Raw genomic sequence first — 21,177 nt, forward strand, 5'->3', positions numbered from 1 at the left:
GGAAGTTCATGGTCAAAATCAGTTTCATGTTTTTGCTTCAACACGGATATCCGGTCGCAGGATCAGGGCACCCAGAGGCGGCAACCGCAGTGCCACGGACCAGGCCCGACCATGCCAGGGATCAGGCGTGGCCTGAACCCAACCATCGTTGCCAACGCCGCTGCCACCATAATCGATGGCGTCGGTGTTGACCAGTTCACGATACCACCCTTCGACGGGAACCCCAATCCGGTAACGGTCCCGTACCACAGGCGTAAAGTTGCAGACTGTTATGGTGACATCCCGGGGTTTTTCTCCCCGGCGCAAGAAGGAAATGATGCTCTGTTCGATATCATGGCAGTCGATCCACTCGAAGCCGCCCGGTTCACCGTCACGGAGGTACATGGGCTGGCTTGATTTGTAAAGGATATTCAGGTCGCGTATCAGGTTTTGCACCCCGGTATGGAACGGATCGGACAACAGGTGCCAATCCAGGCTGACATCGTGGTTCCATTCGCGATCCTGGGCAAACTCGCCGCCCATGAACAGGTGTTTCTTGCCCGGATAGGTCCACATGAAGGCATAGTAGGCCCGCAGATTGGCAAACTTTTGCCAGCGATCTCCGGACATTTTACCGAGCAGCGACCCTTTGCCGTGGACCACTTCATCGTGGGACAGGGAGAGGATGAAATTTTCGCTGAAAGCGTAAAGCAGGCCGAAGGTCAAGCGTTCATGGTGGTAACGGCGATAGACCGGATCCTTGGACATGTACAACAGGGTATCATGCATCCACCCCATGTTCCATTTATACCCGAAGCCCAGCCCGCCCTGATAGACCGGATGGGACACCATGGGGTAGGCGGTGGACTCTTCGGCGATGGTGATGGCCCCGTTGCCTTTTTCGTAGACCAGAATGTTGAGTCGGCGGAGAAAATCGATGGCTTCCAGATTTTCATTGCCGCCGTATTTGTTGGGGATCCACTCCCCTGGCCGCCGGCTGTAATCCAGATAGAGCATGGAGGCCACGGCATCCACGCGCAGACCATCGATATGGAAGCGGTTGACCCAATAGAGGGCATTGGCGATCAGATAATTGGGGACTTCCCGGCGTCCGTAGTTGTAGATCAGGGTATTCCAGTCCTGATGTTTGCCCTGGCGTGGATCCATGTGTTCGTAGAGACAGGTGCCATCAAAGTTGCCCAGTCCGTTGGGATCGGTGGGAAAATGGCCCGGGACCCAATCCATCAGGACGCCGATGCCGGCCTGATGGCAGCGATCCACCAGATGGCGGTAATCATCCGGGGTTCCAAAGCGGCTCGTGGGTGCATACATGCCAATCGGTTGATATCCCCAGGAACCATCAAACGGATATTCGCTGATGGGCAGCAATTCAATGTGCGTAAAGCCCATTTTTTTGACATAGGGGATCAGATCGTCGGCCAGTTCCCGATAGGTCAGATAACGGAACCCCTCTTCGGGTTTGCGTTTCCAGGACCCCAGATGGACTTCATAGATGGACATCGGGGCATTGCGGGTGGCACGATTGGCCATCCATGCGCTGTCATGCCATTCATAACGATCCTCGGGACACACGATGGAGGCCGTACCTGGCAACTGTTCCATGGCGAAGGCCAGGGGATCGGTTTTCAGGGGCAGGAGGGTGCCATTGCCGCCGATGATTTCGTATTTGTAGAGTTCTCCGGCGACCAGACCGGGCACGAACAGTTCCCAGACACCACACTCTTTCCGGCGGCGCATGACATGGCGGCGACCATCCCACTGGTTGAAGGTCCCGACCACACTCACCCGTTGTGCCCCGGGTGCCCAGACGGCAAAGAGAACCCCGGCAACGCCTTCCATCTCGCGGGGATGCGCTCCCAGAACGTTGTACAGTTCCAGGTGTGACCCCTCGCTGATCAGGTGGATATCCAGATCGCCAAGGCAGGGTGGATACCGGTAGGGATCATCCAGATCGATGGTTTCGTGCGGAAACTGAATCCGCAGACGATAGGGAAACGGCGCGTCGGTATCCACCTGTCCGGAAAAAAAACCGGCCTCATGACGCTGGACCAGGGACCCACATACCTTGCGTGTCCGCCAGTCAAATACGGTTATGGTCAAGGCTCCCGGCTGAAAGGCGCTGACCCACCAGGTACCGTCGTGGACCCGATGCAGACCAAGAACACTGAACGGTTCACTGCATCGCCCCGTCACCACAGCTTCAATGTGGGCATCAATCTGGCTCATCGTCGGCTTTGCACCATCCTGATTGGAGAATCGAAAGCAGGCATCGTGAGGCAGTGTCTCCAACAAATCCCGTGGATTCGGCGTCCCGGCTCCCTGCAACGCACTGGTTCCGTGTCCTGATTCTTTAGGATTCCCGAATTATTGCCCGGATTCAAGGCTTCTTGTGCATCCGCTCCGTTCCCGGGTCACAATATGTCAAAAAGGTTCAAAGTGCAGGGATGCAAGGCTGTCGAGCAGGATCGCCTCGACCTGGGATTCGGACAGGAATGACATCAGAACCGTACTCCCAGCAAGGAGCCTTTCACATCTTCATCCGTCAGACGCAGCCGGATGAAATTCGACAAACTGAATCCTGGCGATAACTCCTTCTCTGGGGTCATGTCGCTATTGAGGGTACAGATGTATTGAAAACCATGCGCTTCCGATTCTTGAGCTGCCAATTCAAGAGCGCGGGCGCGTTGACGTTCATCAACGCCATCAAAAATCATGCTGTCATGGATCAGAACCCGAGGAGAAACTGATTGTTCCGCCCACAGACGGGCAAGCATCAGGTCGTAGCAGAAGATCTTCATATTATCGACGCCGCCGCTTCCCGAACGTTCAATCTCAACATCAAACCTGAACCCATTGGATCCAACGTCAACGACCAGATTTCCGGGAGCCGAGTACAAATGCTGCGAATATTCGTTGAACAGACTGATGGCCCTTTCCCGGATGGCTCTTCGCTCATCAAGATCCCGTCTGGCTTTCTGATGCAAACGTTCTTGGGCAATCTTGGCCTCGCTCATCCCCGATTCAAAAGCCCGGTGATTTTCGATCATCGAGGTGACCGCGTTCAACTCGTTCACCATATCCAGATGGCGTCGTTGCAGCTGCGTATATGCCTCCAATGCGCCATGGGTTTTCAAGATCGCCATGAATGCGGCGTTTTCCTCGGTTTTTTTCCGAATCAGGGTTTCTCGATTTGATATGGCGCTTTTGATGCGTTCCACCTCTTCAGCCAGGAAGGCGTGCCGATTGGAAATGATCGTTGCGTGGAAGTGGCGGACATCCTCGATTCTGCGCAGCGCTGTCGTCGGCAGGGATATGCCCGCATCCTGATAGATCCGATCCAGAGAATCTGTTGGTGGTGGTTGCTCCTCGGACAAATTCTGCTTGTACAGTTCGAGCATTTTTCGATCAACGATGTTGGCATTCACCAGTGAATGAATTTCTCCGGTCAATCTGTTGGCGTCGGTCTGGATCTGCTCATATTGAGGATGAACTTTGAACGACTCCAGATCCGCTTGTTCTTTTGTGACCAGATCCTTCAATCGGACTTGACGAGTTTCCAAATCACCGAGCTTTCCAGCGAAGCCATCCAATACTCCTGCCTTGATGGCGGTTCTGATGGATTCCAGATCCCTGCTTCGTTCCTTGATTTTCAGAAATTCCGAGGCGTCTTCCCAAGCCAGTCCAAGGAGAAAGGCATTATTGATTTGGGCATTCAACGCTGTTTGTTTTCGGAATGATTCAAATGGGGTGGAATAGGCATCTTTGCGACGACGAATGAAATAGGAAATCAGGCTGCGAAAGGATGGACCACGCAGAGAATCACCATCAGTGTCACAAGGCAATCCGAACAGAAAATGCCCGAGCAGCAGAGTCCATTCCCTGGCGATAAAGGCTTCGACGCCTTTCCGAACCGTCGGTTGGATCGGCCAGTTGGATGGAACATCGGCAACCAGGAAATTGGTCGGGTTCTCCACTCCCCTGGTCACGATCATCTGTTGTGAGCCAATGGCCAATTCCAGGGAGAATTCCCAATCGGGCAAATGTTCTCTGGGCAGAACTTCCTTGTCCGCATTGGCTCCAAGGCAGAAGTGAATGATCTCGATCAGAGTTGATTTGCCAAGGCCGTTCCGGGAGTTCTTCCTGGTTTCTTCTTTTGTCCTATCGGCCAACACCACGTTGAACCCTTTGGTAAACTCAACGCTTCGAAACGAGGAGTGATTGGATGTGACTCTCTTGATCATGGCTTCCTCCGCACCAGCAGACCGTCCACCCAGTCAATCGCCTGAATGGCAAAGAGAAAGTCCAGTGCCAGGACAAAACGCCAATAAACACTTACCTCCGGATTGCCGCGCACCCGTTCCCACAGTGCCGTGACCGTTTGCGGAGACTGCATGTGCCGCAGCAGGGTGGCCCCGGCTCCCAGAAGAGAGTGTCGCAGGTCAACATGCTTGGTGGGGAGAATCATTTCTCGAACACCTCGCAGCTTTCAAACAAATACACAAGAACAGCCAGTCCTGCCGCCCGTCGTTTAAAAGCCATGTCGCCGCCACTGGCAAACTCCAGCAAGGCTTCAAACAGGGCGTCATCGTCCAGGTTCTGCGCCTGGAAGCCTTGATAGGCCGTCAGGAATCCAGACTTGAGACGTTCGGGAAAATCCGGGTCGAAGGTGGACATGTTCTGTAAATAACCAGACACCTCCTGACTCCGGACCATACCCATGGTGATCAACTGTCCGACATTGCTGGTCAGCCGATTCTTGGCCATCTTCTCCCGAGGAGCGGTGATCGTGAAATCGTCCGTTGGGGTGCTGGGTGGAGAGGCAATAGCTTTGGCAACAACCTCCAGTTCCGGGAATCCGACGCTGGGCATGGCCGCCGCCAATGACTTTTTGACCCACCGTTCATGATCCGCCTTGATGGTTCTGAGCCTGTCTACGGTATAAGTGTTGAACTGTGCATCCACTTGGGCGTGGCAAGCCGGGCATAACAGGATCGAATTTTCGTAGGTATCCAACTGGTCTCGAGGAAAGCCGGGATCTCCCCGGGGACCGTCATCACTGTGGCCGACGATATGGGATCTTTCACCGATCTGCTTGGTGGGATCCGCATCTGTCGCCTCCAACACCAATTCCCGCCGACAGTCAGCAAACGCGCACCGGTTGCCGGAACGACCATAGAGCTTTTTGATTTCTGCCGGTGGTAGTTCTTTCCTTTGCCTATTCATCGTGCCGACTCCACCGCTTTTTCGGCGTCGCGAACCCGGATAAGGATATGCTGATCCGAGGCCTTTCCGTTTCCCTCCTGCACCACCATATACTTTTCTTCAATATTGCGATGGAAACTTGCGGGCAGGTCATCCCAGACCAACACATCCGCCGGGAATGGAAGGTTGCTTTCGTCCAGGGCTTCCTTGAGTTCCAAGACCAGGGAACGTTGGTCAGGCGAGGTGAAGACCACCAGATCCAGATCGGAGTAGGTCCGAGCAGTTCCCTTCACACGGGAACCATAGACCCATAGCGTCACGCCGGGCAGAAAACGGCGTAACAGCGACTGTAACGTCGTCATTTGCTCTGGCTTGATGTCCAGGCCGGTCATTCCCATGGAGTTCCCGTCATTGTCCGATAAAGACCGATGGCATCGGCGATGAACGTCTCCATGACCGCCAGCGCTTGGACAGCCTTGTCGCCGCTGTAGTCGTGGCTGGTGCCGATGCGGGCGTCGGCGTACTGCAGCCACTGCTCCACCGGGGAAGGCAGCAGATCGTTCTGCCCCGCCAGCCGGAGGGTGGGTTTCGGGCTGTTGGGAACCTCCGGCAGTCCCAGAACTTCCACCATGTGACGCTTGAGATCCTTCCACAGGGTATCGTAACAGGTCTCGAACCGCTGGATCACCGACTCCGCAATGCCCTCGCGGTCAATCTCCGTGAGTTCAGGCCGATGTGGCACCCGTTGATGGTTGGCGTATTGCAGTTCCAGGTGTTGGAGTGCCTTCTTGAGCTTGTCGTAGTCGATCATGGATCAATCGTTCTTCGCCAGAGGATTATTTCCGCTAAACTTGTCCGGTTGCAAATGCGCCCATGCTTCTTCCTCCTCTGGCCGTTCCCAGTCCCGAAACAGAGAACTCTCAGCAAAATGCAACAGTGCCCGATCCGTTCCCTCATCCGGCACCGATGCCATCACCGTCACCACGGCGCGGCAAGGGCCATGCAACTGGACCGGTTCCAACAACCGAATCCGGCCCTTTACGTCGATTTCCGCTTCGTAGGAGTGCATCATGGTCTTCTCTTCCGTTGTCATGGGGGGAATCACCAACCGTCCCAACCCTTCCCGAATCCGTTTCTCCAACTCGGCTCCTTCGGCGAAGTGTTTTTCCAGGCTCTTTTGCAATTGCACAAACCGCTCCACAAGTTGCGAGCCATGATTGCCCTCCTGATCCCGATGATTGTCTGGAGATTCTTCATGTTACCATAAAAACCAAAGGAAGTAATTTATACTGTGACGCCAGAATGCGCACCAGAGCCTCTGTCCATCAGGCGGCAAATGCCGGACCAGGGGACCACAAACCGTGCATGTATGCCAGGCAAACACGGTCATGGGCAAGGCTCATGGCTGCAAGGCAACCAGAAAATCCTCCATGGTGCCCCCCGGTAAAAAAATGCACACAACGGTCTTACCGACTGCGCAATCTTGTGTTACCATACGGACGCATGGAAATTTCCGCTGCCTGTGGACAGCCTGACGGCCCTTCGCAACGCTCTGCTCACACTTTAACGATACATGAGGATTTCAATGGGAAAGCGCAAGGAAATCGAAACGGCCCTGCCCCCGGCCCTGCGAAAAACCCTGGCCTTGGTTCTGGCCGGTGGTCGCGGGACCCGCCTCAAGGACCTGACCAATGCCGAGGCCAAACCCGCCGTGCCTTTTGCCGGCAAGTTTCGTCTGATCGATTTTCCCCTTTCCAATTGCGTCAACTCCGGCTTGCGCCGGATCGGCGTGATGACCCAGTACCGGTCACACACCCTGATCCAGCATGTCCAGATGGGTTGGGGATTCCTGCGGGCCGAATTCAATGAATTCATCCAGGTCTGGCCCGCCCAACAGCAGGCGGAAAGCGAATCGTGGTACATGGGAACCGCCGATGCCGTCTACCAGAACCTGGACCTGATCGAATCCAACGAACCGGATTATGTCCTGATCCTGGGCGGTGACCATATCTACAAGCAGGACTACAGCAAAATGCTCCAGGATCACCTCGAAAAAGGGGCCGATGTCTCCGTCGCCTGTGTGGAGGTCCCTCTGGACCAGGCAACGGCATTCGGGGTCGTCGGTGTGGATTCCGAAGATATCATGGTCACCTTCATCGAAAAACCCGCCAATCCCGCTCCCATCCCCGACATGCCCGGGTTTGCTTTCGCCAGCATGGGGATCTACATTTTTTCTGCCCCTGCCCTGATCGAGGAACTCCGCCTGGATGCGACCAAGCCCGACTCTTTCCACGATTTCGGCAAGGACATCATTCCCAGCATGGTCAGCAAGGGGCGCAAGGTTCTCGCCCATCGCTTCAGCCGCAGTTGTGTCCGGGAGTCGGACAAGATGGAACCCTATTGGCGGGATGTCGGTACCCTGGAATCCTACTGGGAAGCCAATATGGACCTCACCTCGGTCACCCCGGATCTCAACCTCTACGACTCCAACTGGCCCATCTGGACCTATCAGGTGCAGCGTCCCGCCGCCAAGTTTGTCTTCGACAATGAGGAACGGCGTGGTCAGGCCCTCGACAGTCTGGTCTCCGCCGGTTGTATCATTTCCGGATCCACGGTGCGCCGTTCCCTGCTGTTCAGCAACGTCCGGGTCAACTCCTACGGCATCGTCGAAGATTCCATCATCCTGCCCGGTACCGATATCGGACGCTATTGCCGCCTCAAAAAAGTGATCGTTGCGCAAGGGTGTCGGGTTCCGGATGGCCTTGTGGTTGGTGAAGATCCCGAACAGGATACCCGCCGCTTCTTCCGCACAGACCGCGGCATCACCCTCATCACCCAGGATGCCATCAACAGATTGAAACCCATCGCTGTCCCGCCTCCCCCACCTGCGGAGTCATGACAATCCCGGACGGACTGCATCCAAACCCTGCGCCGTAACAGTTCGGAATAAAGGGAGGAAGGGCACCGCCCTTCCTCCCGGACCTCTTGTCCCAGTCTTGCATTTATTATTTATTATTCGGCAATGGCATCAAACCGGGATGACGCATCGGCTTCTCCGGTCACCTTGATCAACACCCCGCAGGGAAGACAGGCGGCGACCTGTCCAGAGTTGCGAATCCACCCGGTACGGGTTCCAATCATGCGTGGACTTTGATACTCCCGAAGGCGCGCCTGACCCTGCACAATCTCAACCGTGACCGGTCCCAGGCGTCCCGCAATCCGCACGGTTCGGTGTTCATCCAGGGGCAGTGTCATTTCAAGGCGGTTGTCCCGGAACAGTTCGAGACGGCTCCCCGGATGACCATACAGGATCACGCCCAACCCCAGGATCATGCATGCCGTGCCGGCCATGACCCAACGATCCCCCGGTGTGGTGACCCGCCCAAGCAACCCTGGAAAACGATCCCAACGCATACTGGCAACTCAACTGGAGCCGGGATTGCCTACCACATTCCCTTCCAGGATACCAATTCCCATGGAGCGCCCCACCCGGACAGCCCAGCGTCGCGACCAATGCCCCCCCCGGAACAACCGTTTTTTGTGCCGCAGCCGGCGATACTCGGGGAGCATTTCCTGCATCCAGGCGGCAAAGGGAACCATGAATCCGGTTTTGGATTTATTGACGATGGCATCCGGCAAAGGGGGATGGGGCGCGGTGGCCAGGAGACGTTTGCCGGAAGAACCCAACCCTTTGAGCAACAGGGGAGCCAGGCGACGGATCAACTCGACATCGACCAGCGGCACCCGTACTTCCAGGGAGTGGGCCATGCTGGCCCAATCCGTATCCCGCAACAATTGGTTGCGCATGTACAGGGATCCTTCCAGGACCGCCACCCTGGCATAGGGAGAGTGGGGTTCCGGAACCAGGGCAGCACCGATGGTTTCCAGGGGACGCAGGCGTTCCAACCCTTCCCGGGCCAGATCGACCCCCAAAAGCCCGGTCAATTCCCAGGGCATGAACAGACCCCGGCGCAACAGATAGGCCCCTGGCCAGGAGCCGCCATGCAACACCAGACCGGCAATTTTGGGACTGAAACCAGCCGGCAGCATGGGCGTCAACACATGCTGGACAATGGATCCAAAGCCGGGAATGCGCGCCAGGGGAGAAAAAGAGCGCACCCAATTGGGCAGATCACGAAACGACGAATATCCCCCAAACAGTTCATCACCACCAAGACCGGAAATGGCCACCTTGAGACCCAGTTCCCGGGCTGCCTTGCTGACAAACCAGGTGTTGATCCCATCGATGCTGGGTTGATCCATGGCGGACAGAATTTTGGGCACATCGGCCAGAAACTCCTCGCGATGGATCGTCCGCACCCAGTGCGGGGAGTTGTAACAGCGAGCGGTTGCCGCCGCCAAAATTGATTCATCTTCCGGGAGGTTCTGGAATTCTTCAAATTTCAAGGTGACGGACTGGAGTTTCAGGCCAAACCCCTGGGCCACACCCAAAAGTGCCCCGGAATCCACACCTGCCGACAGAAAACACCCCACCGGCACATCGGCTACCAGATGGTGCTGGATGGAATCCCGCACCGCATCAGCAACCAGGGCACCAACATCACCCTTGGTAGGGGTATCACTGGCTTCCACGGCAGCACACCAGAGTGAGGCCAGGGAAAAATAGGAATGAGGTGCATCGACCTTGCCTGGACGTATCAACAACCAATGCCCGGCTGGCAGCGCCTGGACATGACGATACAGGGTGAAAGGCTCCGGCACCGAACCAAACAGCAGATACCCCACGGCACCAGCCGGATCCTGGCTTGTGGGCACCCCACCACCCGCCAGCAGGGCTTTGACCTGTGATGCGACACGGATCATCTTGCCATTATCGGCATAATAGAGCGGTTTGATCCCCAGGGGATCCCGAACCAGAAACAGGGTCTGTGCGACAGCATCCCACAAGGCCAGGGCAAACATGCCCCGCAAAGCCTCAACCATGGCCGGGCCACGCTGCGCGTAAAGGTGGAGCAACACTTCAGTATCGGAAGTGGTTTTGAACACGCAGCCGCTCAGCTCCAATTCCTGGCGCAGGGCACGATAATTATATATTTCACCGTTAAATACAACAACATAACGTCCATCTGCGGAGTGCATGGGCTGATTTGCGCGAACATCCAGATCAATGATGGAGAGTCGCCGATGCCCCAGCAACAGGCGACCCCGTGGCTCTGACCACTCTCCTGCTGCATCCGGGCCACGTACTGCCATATGATCCCGAATGCCTCGCAACTCCTGGATGGACGGAGAAAGTGCATCCACAGCGTAAGAATAGAGTGCGACAATTCCACACATGCACGTTGCTTTAATTCCAAAAAAAAACTGCAAATCCCCGCGTACCTGGCCCGGGGGGCACTTTCACCCCCCGGGTCACCCATGTCTGCGACTGTTCCAAATTTCCCCCGGCAGTACCAAGCCCGCAGCCAACCTTGAACCTTCCAGTCTCCTGCCTTTACATGCCGGATTCAGCCCTCTGTTGCATGATCCGACCCTTACCCGCCGGATTCAGCCCACTGTCGCACGATCCGACCTGGCTGACTTGAAGCAAATCAAAGACCAAGTTCGGCAAAGAAGTTGTTGCCTTTGTCGTCAACGATGATAAACGCCGGGAAATCCTTGACTTCGATGCGGTAGACCGCTTCCATGCCCAGTTCCGGATAATCGATGACCTCGACTTTTTTGATGGACTCCTGGGCCAGTTGTGCGGCGGCACCGCCAATGGATCCCAGATAAAATCCACCATGTTTCTTGCAGGCTTCCGTGACTTGCAGGCTGCGATTTCCCTTGGCCAGCATGACAAAGGAGCCTCCTGCCGCCTGGAAACGATCCACATAACTGTCCATGCGTCCGGCGGTCGTGGGACCGAAGGAACCCGAGGCATACCCCTGGGGAGTCTTGGCCGGCCCGGCATAGTAGACGATGTGATTGCGGAAATAGTCCGGCATCCCTTCACCCCGATCCAGACGTTCCTGGATTTTGGCATGGGCAATATCCCGGGCCACCACGATGGGACCGGTCAACATCACCCGGGTGCGAATCGGGTAACGGGAAAGGGTCTGGCGAATCTCCGCCATGGGACGGTTCAAGTCCAGTTGCACCACATCACCCGCCAAGGCATCGGTCTTGATCTCGGGCAGAAAACGGGCCGGATCCCGTTCCAACTCTTCCAGCCAGATGCCTTCGCTGTTGATCTTGCCCAGCACATTGCGATCCGCCGAGCAGGAAACCCCGATGGCGACCGGGCAGGAAGCCCCGTGGCGCGGCAAACGGATCACGCGCACGTCGTGGGCAAAATATTTGCCGCCAAACTGCGCACCCAGGCCAATCTCCCGGGTAATCTCCAAGACCTCCGCCTCCAGTTGCAGATCCCGGAAGCCCCGTCCCAGAGCATTGCCGGTGGTCGGCAACCCGTCCAGATAGCGTGCCGAAGCAAGTTTGACGGTTTTCAAGGCCAGATCAGGTGACGTACCGCCGATCACAATCCCCAGGTGATAGGGAGGACAGGCCGAGGTTCCCAACCCAAGAATTTTTTCCCGTAAAAAGGCCTTGAGGGTCGCAGGATTCAGCAGGGCCTTGGTTTGCTGGAACAGGAATGTCTTGTTGGCTGAGCCACCCCCCTTGGCGATGAACAAAAATTTGTAGTAATCCCCCTCCACCGCTTCGATATCAATCTGGGCCGGCAGATTGGTCCCGGTATTTTTTTCTTCATAGACAGTCAGAGGGGCCACCTGGGAATAGCGCAGATTGGTTTCGGTATAGACCTTGAAGATTCCCCGGGAGATGGCTTTTTTGTCCCCTCCTCCGGTCCAGACCTGTTGCCCTTTTTTGGCCACCACGGTGGCTGTTCCCGTATCCTGACAACTGGGGAGGACCATGCCGGCGGCTATATTGGCATTTTTGAGCAATTCCATGGCTACATAGCGATCATTGGCCGAGGCATCCGGGTCATCGATGATGTTCCGCAATTGTTGCAGATGACCGGGACGCAACAGATGGGACACATCCCGCATGGCCTCGCTGGCCAACAGAGCCAAGCCCTGTAGATCGACCAGCAACATATCCTTGCCCTGAAATGAGGCCTTGCCGACATGCTCGCGAGTCAACAAACGGTACGGAGTGGTATCTGCGCCGATATCCAACAATTCTGTATAATCAAATTCCGGCATAATGGGTATCTCCTTCTCTGAAACGATGGGAAACCAGTCGCCGACAGAGTAACCGTCATGCCACGCCCGCGCCACCCTGAATCGCATGGTACCAAGGATTTACGGAAAGGATCATGTTAATATATTGTTAAGAATGCGCATACCGGCGCAACTTTACCAACCCCCGACCGTCTCACCGTGCGGCAATGGAATCGACAAGATAATCAGGTCGGATGCCGCGCTGGATACACAGATCTGTCAGAGACCCCCTGTATTCTGAAAGGACTCCCGACAGGGTCAGGCAGGTGGCAAACCCCATGGCGGTCCCCCCCAGGACATCCGTTTCCAGGGTATCCCCGACCATGAGAATCCGTTCACGCGGCACGTTGCCGACACGCTCCAGGGCCAGTTCGAACACCGGGGCAAAGGGTTTGCCCAAACCGATCCAGGGAAGACCGAAGCGCACCTCCAGAGAGAAAACCGTCAGACCGGAAACCCAAATGTTGGACCCCTGGGAATTGGGTGCCACCAGGTCCGGATTGGCCATCAGCAGGGGACGAACCCGTTCTGCCAGGAGGGTTTCAACCAGCCTTTGTTGGGGTCCGCCATAATATTCCACGTCGCTGCACAACACGATATAGGCTGCCTGTCGCCAATCCATATCGGACCTGGCTTCGCCTGACGGGGAAAAATTGACCATCAATCTTTCCGGCTGGGGGGCATAGGCCAGGGCACTGGCGTGGGTTCCCACGAGACAATACGGTTGACCCTGAAACCGGCTGTTGGCCACCGCCGATTTGATCACCATACCCGATGTGACAATTTCCTGTTCCTCAAGATCAAACCCCATGCCTCGCAGTTGTGTCAGCACCTGGGGCGGGGAAAGACAGGCATTGTTGGAGACCAGGAAAAACCGCTTCCCCATCTGCCGGAGCCGCGCCAGGGTTGCCACGGCCCCGGCAATGGCCACCGGTCCCCGGTTCAAGACGCCATACGCATCGAACAGGATGCAGTCAAATCCGGCGGCAATATCCAAAAAACAGGGTGCATGCACCATGTTTCCGGCCAGCAACCGTTGGTCCAATTCCGGACGTTCAGCCACCAACAGATGCCGATATCGGGCATACAACTCCCGCAATCGATCCATATCCGGCAAAACAGGTTTAATCGACATGAGTCTCCCTGCGTGACATGCCATGCATCCTGTGTATTTTCCAAACGAATTTCCAATACCTCGCAGGCATCAGCTTCAGTTTTGAAAGCCCGTGGATAGACGCATTCATGCTGAAGGCTTCGCCTCAATCGTTTGCAACAGAATTCACATCATCCGATTGTTGACAAGGAGAAAAAGAAACGACTTCCTCCACCTGGCACAGGTTCCATTCCAATCGTTCCACCATGCTGTTCGACAATCAATCGACTGATTGGCAATCCAAGACCAATGCCTGCCGGTTTTTCTGTCAGGACTTCGCCGCCTTGGTGAAACCTGTCAAAAATTTTGTCGCGCAGTTGTTCGGGCACGCCAATCCCGGTGTCACGGACGCTTATTTCAAGCGCCTGTTCACGCAAGGCTGCAGACACGGTGATTTGTCCCACTTGGGTAAACTTGATTGAATTATCCAGGAGATGATCGATCACCTGCATCAGGCGTGTGGCATCACCATTCACGAGGGGCAATTCACCGGGAACGACCAGATTCAGACCCAATCCGGCGTTATCGGCACGGGGGCGTACTTTTTCCGTCGCCAGCGCAAGCAGTTGGAGCATGTTGACAGGCTTGGCTGCCATGGTCACCCTGTGTGCCTCCAGGTTGGTCAGGTCCATGACCTGATCGACCAGTCTGGTCAATCTCGTTCCCTCTGTGATGAGGGTTGACACGTTTTCACTGGCCCGGCTCAATTCCCGTTTGACCCTGTCCTCCTTGACCAACCCGGCCATTTTATCCAAACGACTTTGCAACAGTTTGGAAAAACCAAAAATGGCCGTAAGAGGAGTCCGCAATTCATGGGAAACACAGGAAAGGAACTCGGATTTCAGATGATCGAGTTCTCTGAGATCGGCATTGGCCTTTTCCAATTCGGCAGTGCGGCTGCGAACCTTGTCATCAAGGCCTTGGATGTATTCCTGCAACGTGTTGACCATGGCGTTGAAAGCGTTGGCCACCTGACCGATTTCATCCTGTCGCATCACGGGACAACGGGCTGTCAGATCGCCCTGCCTCACCCTCTGTGCGGTCACTGATAAAACTTCAAGCGGGGATGTCAGGCGACGCATGAAGAGAAAGCCGAGGAGCATGGCCAAAATCAGTCCGCCCATAGCGATCCAAAACAACCGCTTTGACAATGTCTCCGACCCTTCATAAAGGTCATCGAGATAGACCGATGTAGCCAAATACCAGTCAAATCCCCCGAAATGGCGTACCCAGGCAAGTTTATCGTAGGTATAGTTGCCAGGATCACTGGGGCGATCCCAGCGATAGCGCAATCCCTGCGATTGATTGGCACTTTTTCTCAATCTATCGGCCAATATTTCGCCAGTCTTGGGATCGACCATGTTGGCCAGATTTTTTCCCTCCAGGTTGGAATTTGGATGAACGAGCATGTTTAAATCTTTATCAAAGATGAATATATAGCCCCCCTTGGCGAGATGGATGTTCCCCAGTTCCACCTTGAGATTGGCCATGATCTTCTGTCTTCTCAGTTCAACCGCCTGCTTGATGTCGTCTATGTAAAAACCTGTACACAGAAGATAACCAAGATCTGGCAGGTCCTTGCAATACGACAGTTTTTCAATGGGGGTTTCCTGTCCAAGCCGTCGCCACCAATAACGATGATACCCGTCGCCATTTTTGCGTGCGGATTCCAACAAGGGAACAAGAACCATGTTCCCTTTGACATCCATGAGGTCTCGTGCGTCGTGTTGATGCAGTCGGGAGTCAGGATGAGAAACCAATTTCATGTCGTAATCCATGACCCAGACATAATCGTGATCTCCGTATGAATAATGACGAATTTCCTCGAAAATTTCATGCAACGCACTTTCTTGTTTCTTGCCAGCGTGGAGACGAAGTTCAAGATTGGTGCGCATGCCGGATTCGATCAATTGAATCACGCTTTTCAATTCTTTCTTGCGGGACATGATCGTGGCATCATGGAAATTGTCAAGTTCGTTTTTGGTATTCGTGACAATCTGATAAACCGTGTCAAGAATGTTACGCCCCGCATTTTCCTCGGATCTTTGAACAAACTCGCGAACCAACGGTACGGACAAAACGTGGGCCGTCATGAAAAAAACGAGTACCACTGCGACCAGGGTCACGAAAAGCCTTCTGAAGAGGGAACTGAAAATATTTGAACCGGGGTGGAAAAAGGCAATCAACGGTTGCATCCTCTGATCTGGATTGGTTTGTTTGTTGTGATCCATTCCTGAAACGCCTTTTTCCTGAACTCACGTCTGCGGAAAGGAACGAGTCAATCGCCATGGGCATGTGGCAGATCGTTGCATCCAGTGCGCAAGTGGCGTGACATTATTGATCCTGTTCCAGGATATTCCTTGCCAGTTCAATGATATAGTCTGGATCGAACGGCTTCGTGGTAAAATGATTCGCACCGGCGTTCAAGCCTCTTTGTCGATCGGCTTCCTGGCCCTTGGCAGTCAGCATCACGACCTTGGTATTGGCCAACTCGGCATCCTGACGGATCGCTGCGCATACGTCATAACCATTCATTATCGGCATCATCACGTCGAGAAAAACCAGGAGAGGTTGCTCGCGTTTGATCAAAGCCAATCCCTCACCGCCGTTTTGGGCGGTCAAAATGTCAAGTTCAAAATCCTCCTCCAGCTCTTCCAGGGTTTGTTGCAACAGGCTGCGAATGTGGACCTCGTCATCGACGATCACGATCTTGGTCATTGTGACTCCTTGGTTCATTGTTATGGTCTGTTCTCGTGCGTGCTGACCCTGTTGGGGAAAATCAGGATCTGGAGTGCGGATATTTTTTTCAGGAATTCTTCATCCAACCGGCCGAACAACTCGGAAGGAATCACCACCAGACCTTGAAACCCACCCCGAACCAGGTTCAATAGTTCATCACCGTGACAAGGGATCATTTCCGTCATACCGTTGATTTCCGGTACGTTGATCACGGGCAGGTTGGGGTCGTTGAGAAGCAGGCAGGATGACACTCTTCCTTTTGCATTTGTTCCCAGGGCATGCCCTGAGATCAACATGCGTGCGCCATTCAGCAGAGCTTCCTCGTCCACAGGTTTATTGAAACTCAAATCGCTTCCCATGTCCACTTTGCCAGGCATCGCGGTCAGGGCGATGATTGGAATCTGGCACAGGCTGACGTCAGAGCGAAGATGCTGGATGGTGGAACGACCATCCAGCACGGGCATGACCATATCCATGGTGATCAGGTCGGGATGATGCTCCCTTGCCATTTCCAGGGCTTCCCGACCATTGGATGCAGATTTTGCGATAAAACCTTTTTCTTGAAAAAATTGGGTGAGATAGGACACGACTCCGGCGTCATCGTCAACCACCAGCACCAGAGGTTTTTCATCTGGTACACCCGTGGCAAGCCCGGCCTCACGCATGATCGGCTGTTCACCGACTCCAGGTTTCTGCTCGATGATCGTTCCCTGTGTAACCGGCAAGGTCAACGAAAAGCAACTCCCCACACCCAGCTCCGAAGTGGCCCATATTTTCCCCCCGTAGTGGACAATGATTTCCCGACAGATGGAAAGCCCAAGGCCGGTTCCTGTTGGTTTCTCCTTCAGGATATCGTTTTGGCGAGCCTGCTGGAACTTGTTGAAGATGATCTCTGCGTCCTCATTGGCAAATCCGCGACCGGTGTCGATCACGTCGATTTGCACCCAATCCTTTTTGTCCAGTACGCACGCAATCCGCACTTCGCCCTGATCGGTGAATTTGGCGGCATTGTTCAGCAGGTTGATCAATACCTGGATCAACCGGTCGCGATCAACGGTTACCGTCAGCTCAGGGGTGGGCAGAGAGACCTGCAACGTGACAGCCGGTTTGTTGGTGAACTGGCCGCGTGCTGCATTGACCGCCTGCTGAATGGCCTCATGCAAGGGAAAGCGGGTATCGTGCCACTGGTTGCGGCCTGATTCAATCTTGGCCAGATCCAAGACATCGTTGATCAAACGTGTCAGCCGCTCCGACTCGGAACGTATGATTTCGAGATTATCAAGGATTCGCTCTCCCTTGCGCTTGCGTTTGGGATCACTCTCTCCGGCAGCAAAGGTACGTTCGAACTCGCGCTGAATGAGTTGGGTAAATCCCCGTATCGAGGTCAATGGCGTGCGCAATTCGTGGGAAACCGAAGACAGAAGTTCCGATTTGAGTTGATCCAGTTTCTTGAGGTTGCGATTGGCAACTTCCAGATCGATATTGGCCTTTTCCGCAGCTTCCCGGGCTGCGATGAGTTCCACCTCCATCTTCATTCGATTCGTGATGTCGCGAACAAGAATCACCTTGCCCAGGCATTCGGATTGTTCGGTATTCTTGACAAGTGTTGCACCGGGGGGAAGGGGTTTGGTGATGGACGTTGCGACCGCCTTGCCAATGTGCCCATTTGCCAGATGTATTTCAGTGGAACTGAGGATATGGGAGCAGGACAGGCTCTCTTCCATGAATTCGACGAATACTTTTCCAAAAACATCCGTACAGGTGTGCCCATTCATGTCGGACGGCTGCAGGTTGAACATGGCAAGCAGGCGTGGATTATACAAATTGATGGTTCCATCCGGGCTGGTCACCAGCAATCCATCCGCCATACTGTCAATGATGGCCGTGAGGGAGCCTAACGTGTCTTCCAACTCGCTGGTGGCACCCTTGATTGAAAGATCAAATGACTCAAAATGTCCCGACATTCCATAGGCCAGACGATTCAGGGCAACCCCCACATTTATCAAGGAATCATTCGAGGTGAAATTCAGACGTCCAGAAAAATCATTGGTTGAAAGTCTATGAATATAATCAATGACATCCTTTTCATTTCCAGCAAACCGCCGCCTCTCCATCGCAGAGAAAATTCCAAAAGTGATCCAGAAAAATATCATGGTAAAGACAATACTGGATAGTGCAGATTGTGTTGCCGTCAAACCTGTCAGCCAGACGAAGAGAAATACGACCAGTGACAAGCCAATTGTCCACCAGACAGGAGGTAAAGACTGTAATCTTGACCGGTTGGATGGTACGACGTCGGGAAAAAATGCACCTGCCCGATGATATTTGAGAAAATGGAATCTGGCCGGATCTTCCTCATGCTTTACAAGGTAATAAAAATCACAGACCATGCAGGATGGTTGTTTCGAAGCGTGACTGCCCTGGACAACACCGCCGCACAAGGTACCGGAAACTGCCCAGCAGATACGTCCCCCGTGGACACCTGAATTCAGTCCGGAAGACGAAACATCCGTTGCGGCTGGACAGACGCCAAGCTCCTCTTGATTCCTTCCTCCAGGTTCTCTTCCACAGTTTTTATATTCCCAGCAGTTGACACGTCTCGGCATGTTTCCCTTCCTCCCACAAAAAAATTGATGCGTCCATAAAATACTCCCCGAAGTCGGCATCATTTTCAGGTCAAGCGAGAGTGGTCACACCATCCCATTCCTGCCCCGGGTCTTTTTCCATCCATCCCAGACAACGTTGCAGATAGATTACGGAAGGTTTGTCCGTGGACTTGATACGAATCACCTGTGCAAAGGCTTCACTGGCTTGCTGCCATTGACGTTGGTTGTAGGCAGCCATTCCGGAATTGAAATATTCCAGCGCCTTGTCAACAGCAGGGAACTCTTGTTCGGTGACGTAATCAAGGATTTCAAAGATGCGTACCGGACGATGTTTCCCCTTGACTCGTACCCGGTCGATCTCGCGACTTCTCAAGGGTTTTTTGATGCGTGTGAACGTATTTTCGCTCAACAAGATCGGAGTGCCGTAATATTTGGTGGCTGATTCGATCCGGGCCGTCAGATTGACCTCATCCCCAATGACGGTGTAATCCATCCGTTTGGGTGATCCGATATATCCGGAGACCACCAGACCGGTATTGATGCCGATTCCGATCCGCAGAGGCCTGTTGCCTTTCCTGGCACGTGATGCGTTGAATTCCCGTAGCCGGATCATCATGTCTTGCGATGCCAGAACAGCGTTTTCGGCGTCATTACCGGTTGGCAGTGGCGTTCCGAAAACCGCCATGATGGCATCACCAATAAATTTGTCCAATGTTCCATCATTGCTGAAAATGAGGTCAACCATTCTTCCCAAATAGTCATTCAGCATGGCAATGGTTTCAAGGGCCGAAAGATCTTCAGACAGGGAGGTAAAGCTGCGCAGATCCGAGAAAAGAATGGTAACCTCCTGCTCGATGCCACCTAAAACCGAAACATCGTTCGTACCCAGGAAGTCGTCGATCACCTGGCTGGGCATGTAGCGGGAGAGGGCATTCTTGACACGTTTTTCGCGAGAAATGTCGTCGAACACCAGCAGACCACCGATCAACCGGCCATCCAGTCCCAGCATGGGAACCGTTGACAGGTTGATGCTGATGATTTTTCCTGACTTTGTAATCAAATTTTTTTCCGTTACGTCTTCCACTTTCCCCATTTCCAGAAGACGGTCGATTCGATCTCCCACCCAGGCGTTGGTCTCTCTGAAGAGTATTTGAGCAGAGTGTCCCGGAAGCTGGTCTGCATCGATGCCGAGAATGCGGAGAGCAGCTTGGTTGACTTTGACGATGGTTCCTTCCAGGTCAAAGGTGATCACCCCATTGGAGAGACTTTTCAAGATGTTTTCGTTGTAATTCTTGATTGACAAGGTTTCTTCGAACAATATGGCGTTACGCAAGGCGGTGGCGGCCACGACCGACAAGGTTGATGCCCGATGCAGATCAACAGCGCGAAACTCCTGTTGCGAGGAGCTGATGCCCAGAACCAGCATTCCTGCAACCTTGCCGGGATTTTCCAGTGGAACCATGAGAAGGGCGCAATCCTCCGACTGTTTCACTTGCCAGCGGGGATCTGACGTCAGATGATTGATGATCTCTCCATGTGCATGGGCTGTGATGCTGTGGAACAGCTCCGATTCGACAACCTGTGAAAAAAAAAGGTCGTCGGGAGACCGGCCAGACACACCGACCAGCCTTTGGTGACCGGTTTTTTGATCCGGCCAGAACACCACGCCCCATTCGGCAATGGATTCATGACCACAGAACTCCGCCAGCAGCGATTCTCCGATCTCCTTGACCACCATGGAATGGTTCAGACCCAAAACAGCGCGGTTCAAATGGGCATGGGATCGATACATTTCCAAAGTTTCAGCGGTCACCGCACGGCGGGCCAACTCGGATTCAACAATGGCTTGCAGGCCCATGATGATGAACTCGGCCTTGCTGGCAACATTTTTTCGCAACGACTCCGTACACTCATTTGGAAGGCGGATCAACAAATGGCCGATGATCTGTTCCTCCAATGATATGGGGGATTTGATGATTTCCTGACTTTCGAGAAAATCCATGTTCTTTTCATCCCCGGCAGCGCACAGAATCTGTCCCTCCTGATCCACGACCGCCAGGGAAAGACCCTGACCGAAACAGGCTTGCGCCTTATGCAGATGGTCGAGCAGGAATTTCCTGCCAACCAACCTCTTGAGTTTCAACATGATATAAGATATCCCTCGATGATCAGATCACGATGATCAAGTCATTTTGTAAAACCAGGTTCTCTCTCTTGTCGTCCTCCAGATGTCGCCGACCCGGAACATCGCCCACAATGCCCGGAAGACGGTGTAGGGAAGGCACGGGCG

Annotated in this window: 17 protein-coding genes; 2 read left to right on the forward strand and 15 right to left on the reverse strand. The window is 54.1% G+C overall.

The window, feature by feature from the left end:
- Nucleotides 1-24 precede the first annotated feature (24 nt).
- The 7 genes from glgB to HQL65_05545 form a co-directional block, all read right to left on the reverse strand.
- The gene (gene glgB / locus HQL65_05515) at nt 25-2,226 is read right to left on the reverse strand and encodes a 1,4-alpha-glucan branching protein GlgB (GenBank protein ID MBF0135679.1); all 2,202 of its coding nucleotides are present in this window, start codon (nt 2,224-2,226) and stop codon (nt 25-27) included.
- A gap of 272 nt (nt 2,227-2,498) precedes the next feature.
- Nucleotides 2,499-4,241, reverse strand: a complete 1,743-nt coding sequence (locus HQL65_05520; GenBank protein MBF0135680.1) for a DUF2326 domain-containing protein — start codon at nt 4,239-4,241, stop codon at nt 2,499-2,501.
- Nucleotides 4,238-4,465 carry a hypothetical protein gene (locus tag HQL65_05525; GenBank protein MBF0135681.1) on the reverse strand — a complete coding sequence of 76 codons (228 nt, stop codon included), beginning with the start codon at nt 4,463-4,465 and terminating at the stop codon, nt 4,238-4,240. Before HQL65_05525 ends, HQL65_05520 begins: the two co-directional genes overlap by 4 nt.
- The gene (locus HQL65_05530; GenBank protein MBF0135682.1) at nt 4,462-5,223 is read right to left on the reverse strand and encodes an HNH endonuclease; all 762 of its coding nucleotides are present in this window, start codon (nt 5,221-5,223) and stop codon (nt 4,462-4,464) included. The genes HQL65_05525 and HQL65_05530 overlap by 4 nt, the downstream gene beginning before the upstream one ends.
- Nucleotides 5,220-5,600, reverse strand: coding sequence for a nucleotidyltransferase domain-containing protein (locus tag HQL65_05535; protein ID MBF0135683.1), 381 nt, complete (start codon nt 5,598-5,600; stop codon nt 5,220-5,222). Before HQL65_05535 ends, HQL65_05530 begins: the two co-directional genes overlap by 4 nt.
- The gene (locus HQL65_05540; protein MBF0135684.1) at nt 5,591-6,013 is read right to left on the reverse strand and encodes a nucleotidyltransferase substrate binding protein; all 423 of its coding nucleotides are present in this window, start codon (nt 6,011-6,013) and stop codon (nt 5,591-5,593) included. The genes HQL65_05535 and HQL65_05540 overlap by 10 nt, the downstream gene beginning before the upstream one ends.
- A gap of 3 nt (nt 6,014-6,016) precedes the next feature.
- Nucleotides 6,017-6,391, reverse strand: a complete 375-nt coding sequence (locus HQL65_05545) for a hypothetical protein (GenBank protein ID MBF0135685.1) — start codon at nt 6,389-6,391, stop codon at nt 6,017-6,019.
- 396 nt (nt 6,392-6,787) lie between these two features.
- Here HQL65_05545 and glgC point away from each other — a divergent pair, with 396 nt between their 5' ends.
- A complete protein-coding gene (gene glgC, locus HQL65_05550) occupies nt 6,788-8,101 on the forward strand; it encodes a glucose-1-phosphate adenylyltransferase (protein MBF0135686.1) in 1,314 nt (437 codons plus the stop codon).
- 113 nt (nt 8,102-8,214) lie between these two features.
- On the opposite strand, the gene HQL65_05555 is transcribed toward glgC, so the two are convergent.
- From HQL65_05555 to HQL65_05585, 7 genes are all read right to left on the reverse strand, one after another.
- On the reverse strand, nt 8,215-8,616 hold the full coding sequence (locus HQL65_05555; GenBank protein ID MBF0135687.1) for a NusG domain II-containing protein: 402 nt from the start codon (nt 8,614-8,616) through the stop codon (nt 8,215-8,217).
- A gap of 9 nt (nt 8,617-8,625) precedes the next feature.
- Nucleotides 8,626-10,500 carry an asparagine synthase (glutamine-hydrolyzing) gene (gene asnB / locus HQL65_05560; GenBank protein MBF0135688.1) on the reverse strand — a complete coding sequence of 625 codons (1,875 nt, stop codon included), beginning with the start codon at nt 10,498-10,500 and terminating at the stop codon, nt 8,626-8,628.
- Nucleotides 10,501-10,754: 254 nt separating this feature from the next.
- The gene (locus HQL65_05565) at nt 10,755-12,371 is read right to left on the reverse strand and encodes a fumarate hydratase (protein MBF0135689.1); all 1,617 of its coding nucleotides are present in this window, start codon (nt 12,369-12,371) and stop codon (nt 10,755-10,757) included.
- A 172-nt stretch (nt 12,372-12,543) separates the two neighbouring features.
- Entirely contained in the window at nt 12,544-13,524 is a 981-nt protein-coding gene (locus tag HQL65_05570) for an HAD-IIA family hydrolase (protein MBF0135690.1), read from the reverse strand.
- Between the two features lie 149 nt (nt 13,525-13,673).
- Nucleotides 13,674-15,668 carry a cache domain-containing protein gene (locus tag HQL65_05575; GenBank protein ID MBF0135691.1) on the reverse strand — a complete coding sequence of 665 codons (1,995 nt, stop codon included), beginning with the start codon at nt 15,666-15,668 and terminating at the stop codon, nt 13,674-13,676.
- Nucleotides 15,669-15,876: 208 nt separating this feature from the next.
- A complete protein-coding gene (locus HQL65_05580; protein MBF0135692.1) occupies nt 15,877-16,260 on the reverse strand; it encodes a response regulator in 384 nt (127 codons plus the stop codon).
- A 20-nt stretch (nt 16,261-16,280) separates the two neighbouring features.
- Nucleotides 16,281-18,287, reverse strand: coding sequence for a response regulator (locus tag HQL65_05585; protein MBF0135693.1), 2,007 nt, complete (start codon nt 18,285-18,287; stop codon nt 16,281-16,283).
- Between the two features lie 67 nt (nt 18,288-18,354).
- On the opposite strand from HQL65_05585, the gene HQL65_05590 reads away from it, so the two are divergent.
- Nucleotides 18,355-18,603 carry a hypothetical protein gene (locus HQL65_05590; GenBank protein ID MBF0135694.1) on the forward strand — a complete coding sequence of 83 codons (249 nt, stop codon included), beginning with the start codon at nt 18,355-18,357 and terminating at the stop codon, nt 18,601-18,603.
- 354 nt (nt 18,604-18,957) lie between these two features.
- Here HQL65_05590 and HQL65_05595 read toward each other — a convergent pair whose 3' ends face one another.
- Nucleotides 18,958-21,033, reverse strand: a complete 2,076-nt coding sequence (locus tag HQL65_05595; GenBank protein MBF0135695.1) for a PAS domain S-box protein — start codon at nt 21,031-21,033, stop codon at nt 18,958-18,960.
- Between the last annotated feature and the right edge of the window lie 144 nt (nt 21,034-21,177).

The organism is Magnetococcales bacterium, from assembly GCA_015228935.1.
Classification (GTDB): Bacteria; Pseudomonadota; Magnetococcia; order Magnetococcales; family DC0425bin3; genus HA3dbin3.